This window comes from Pseudomonas sp. 05N434 (genome assembly GCF_056396965.1).
In genome coordinates, this window is sequence record NZ_JBFTMK010000560.1 from 1 (window position 1) to 3,301 (window position 3,301).

The following is a 3,301-nucleotide window of genomic DNA, read 5'->3' on the forward strand; positions in this document are numbered from 1 at the left end:
AACCCGAAACCCGAGAACAAACCGACCCTCGAAGAATTGCTGGAGATCCTCGTCGAGCAAGCCTTGGTGGTGCAACCACGCAGCGGCAACGACCTGTCCATTTTCATGCGTTTGCTGGGGCTGGCTTTCAGTCAGAGCCAAGGGCACTTGCGTCGTTATCTGGAAGATATGTACGGCAAGGTTTTCCGCCGCTACATGCTGCTGGTCAACGAAGCCGCGCCACGCATTCCTCCGATCGAACTGTTCTGGCGCGTGCACTTCATGCTCGGTGCAGCGGCATTCAGCATGTCGGGGATCAAGGCCTTGCGTGCGATTGCCGAGACCGATTTCGGCGTCAACACTTCCATCGAGCAAGTGATGCGTCTGATGGTGCCATTCCTGGCTGCGGGCATGCGTGCCGAAACCGGCGTCACCGACACCGCCATGGCCGCCGCGCAATTGCGTCCGCGCAGTAAATCGACTCCGGTAGCCGCCAAGGTTTAACCGCACACGGGTGGGCGCGGTGGCGGACATCCGCTAAGCTAGGCGCCCATGCCGACTCTCGTTTTGAACCCCCTCATTGATATCGCCGACCTGCCGGGCTCAGCCCATGGCGGCGAATTCGTGCGAGCCGGGTTTATCGTATTCAAGGAATTTCCATGACTGCTGGCCTGCAAGGCTCGTTGATGGTGGACGTCGCCGGTACCTGGCTGACGTCTGAAGATCGCCAATTGTTGCGCCAGCCCGAAGTGGGCGGCCTGATCATTTTTGCCCGCAACATCGAACACCCGCGTCAGGTGCGCGAATTGAGCGCCGCGATCCGCGCCATTCGTCCCGATCTGCTGCTGGCGGTCGACCAGGAGGGCGGTCGGGTTCAGCGGCTGCGTCAGGGCTTCGTGCGACTGCCCGCCATGCGCGCCATCGCCGACAACCCGAATGCCGAATACCTGGCCGAACAGTGCGGCTGGATCATGGCGACCGAAGTGCTCGCGGTCGGTCTCGACCTGAGCTTCGCCCCGGTGCTGGATCTGGATTACCAGCGCAGTGCGGTGGTCGGTACCCGTTCGTTCGAAGGTGATCCCGAGCGCGCAGCCTTGCTCGCCGGTGCATTCATCCGCGGCATGAACAGCGCCGGGATGGCTGCCACCGGCAAGCATTTCCCCGGTCATGGCTGGGCCGAGGCCGATTCCCACGTTGCGATTCCCAACGACGAGCGCAGCCTCGAAGAGATCCGCGCCAACGACCTGGTGCCATTCGCGCGATTGAGCAAGCAATTGGCCGCCGTCATGCCGGCCCACGTTATTTATCCACAAGTCGATTCCCAGCCTGCCGGCTTCTCCCGTCGCTGGTTGCAGGACATCCTGCGCGGCGAGCTGCAGTTTGATGGCGTGATCTTCAGCGACGACCTGTCGATGGCCGGTGCGCACGTGGTGGGCGATGCCGCCAGTCGCATCGAAGCGGCATTGACCGCCGGTTGCGACATGGGCCTGGTGTGCAACGACCGTGCGGCTGCCGAGTTGGCTTTGAGTGCCGCCCAGCGGTTGAAGGTCAAGCCTTCGGCGCGTATCGCGCGGATGCGTGGGCAGGCGTACGCCAGCACCGAATACCGTCAAGACCCGCGCTGGCTGACGGCCGTCGGCGCGCTCAAAGAAGCTCAATTGATTGATTAAGGACTTTTCGTTATGACGGTTTACGCGATTATCGGTGGCACCGGCCTGACTCAACTCGAAGGCTTGAGCATTCGTCAGTCATTGGCGGTGGACACCCCTTACGGTGCGCCTTCGGCCGAGGTGCAGATCGGTGAGTACGCCGGCAAGGAAGTACTGTTTCTCGCACGTCACGGCCACCCGCACCGCTTCCCGCCGCATCAGGTGAACTACCGCGCCAATCTGTGGGCCTTGAAGCAGGCCGGAGCTGAAGCGATTCTCGCGGTCAACGCCGTGGGCGGGATTCATGCCGCGATGGGCACCGRGCATTTCTGCGTGCCGCATCAATTGATCGACTACACCAGCGGTCGCGAACACACCTATTTCGCCGATGACCTGGAACACGTTACACACATCGACTTCAGCTATCCCTACAGCGAACCCCTGCGTCAGCGATTAATCGCGGCGTTGGCGGCTGAAGGCGTCGGCTATAGCAGCCATGGCGTGTACGCCTGCACTCAAGGGCCACGTCTGGAAACAGTTGCTGAAATCGCGAGGCTGGAACGTGACGGTTGCGACATCGTCGGCATGACCGGTATGCCAGAAGCTGCATTGGCGCGTGAACTGGAACTGGACTATGCCTGTCTGGCGCTGGTGGTGAACCCCGCGGCGGGCAAATCGACGGCGGTCATTACCATGGCCGAGATTGAACAGGCACTGCATGATGGCATGGGCAAAGTGAAGTCGACGCTGGCGCGGGTATTGAAAGGCTAAGCTCGACACTCTCGAGCGCCAGTCTCGACGGGCTGCTGGCGAGCAATCGGTTGTTGATCGATGCGGCGATGCCGGCCATCGACTATCTGGCCGATCGCCAAGGCAAGGAAGGGCTGATCATCCTCGCCAATTCCGACGCCACCATCCTCGCCGTCGAAGGTCGCGCCGACCGTCTCAAGGGCAGCGGCCTGCAAGACATCACCCTTGGCGCAGGGGCATGGTCTGGCCGTCGGCGGCCTCGACCCAGTCACCGCCAATGAGCATGCGCGGTGCGCGCTGGATGAACGCCGAGGTGGCGGGAAGCAGATAAGGGAGGGGCATGGCAAGACCTCTTGTTGTGCGTGAAAACGGGGGCTTGCTCAATGTTTGGCAATGGCTGTGCCAAGTGCCGGGAAGGGGCTGATCGCCCAGTGTCGGCGGGGTTTTGAGTGATGCGAGGGGGCGGGCGACTCGCTTGGAGGTGTCGCAAATCGCGACAGCCCGATGAGACGACGAGCAACCTGTCACAGCCTTGAGACACCCGCTAATGAGGATTAGAATTTTCAGGCTAAAGGGTGAAATGACGGAGCATTTGCCCGGCATCCATCTGGCGTGAGGGAGGTAGCGATGTTCCTATCACCCCTGGAAATCCAAAACATCATCGAGCAAAGTTTTCTGCCCGCCGTGTGCACCTGTAGCATGGAGGCAGACCAGTTCCTGACGATTCGGGTCTGCGATTGCATGACCGGCAAAGTGGATCTGGTGGCCACTCACGTACCGGTATGGACACTGGACAGTCCCCATGCAATTGCATCGCTGGTGGCTGATATGCGGTTGGAAATCGAGGCTCACAAAGGCGTTCACCCGACGTTCTACAGCTGAACCGATGTCACGCCGCACCTGTCGATGGTGCGGCGTGCGTC

General features: G+C 61.2%; 4 protein-coding genes and 1 pseudogene. All 5 read left to right on the forward strand.

Features of this window, described 5'->3' with window-relative positions:
- The coding region (locus AC1DLB_RS25770) for a TetR family transcriptional regulator (RefSeq protein WP_477785890.1) at positions 1-483 on the forward strand (483 nt) is incomplete at its 5' end.
- Between the two features lie 155 nt (positions 484-638).
- The gene (gene nagZ, locus AC1DLB_RS25775) at positions 639-1,649 is read left to right on the forward strand and encodes a beta-N-acetylhexosaminidase (RefSeq protein ID WP_019579917.1); all 1,011 of its coding nucleotides are present in this window, start codon (positions 639-641) and stop codon (positions 1,647-1,649) included.
- 12 nt (positions 1,650-1,661) lie between these two features.
- Entirely contained in the window at positions 1,662-2,399 is a 738-nt protein-coding gene (locus tag AC1DLB_RS25780; RefSeq protein WP_477785891.1) for an S-methyl-5'-thioinosine phosphorylase, read from the forward strand.
- An 11-nt stretch (positions 2,400-2,410) separates the two neighbouring features.
- A pseudogene (locus tag AC1DLB_RS25785) lies at positions 2,411-2,635 on the forward strand (sigma-54-dependent Fis family transcriptional regulator); the annotation flags it as partial.
- 370 nt (positions 2,636-3,005) lie between these two features.
- A complete protein-coding gene (locus AC1DLB_RS25790) occupies positions 3,006-3,260 on the forward strand; it encodes a DUF1652 domain-containing protein (protein WP_018925324.1) in 255 nt (84 codons plus the stop codon).
- The last annotated feature ends 41 nt before the right edge of the window (positions 3,261-3,301 follow it).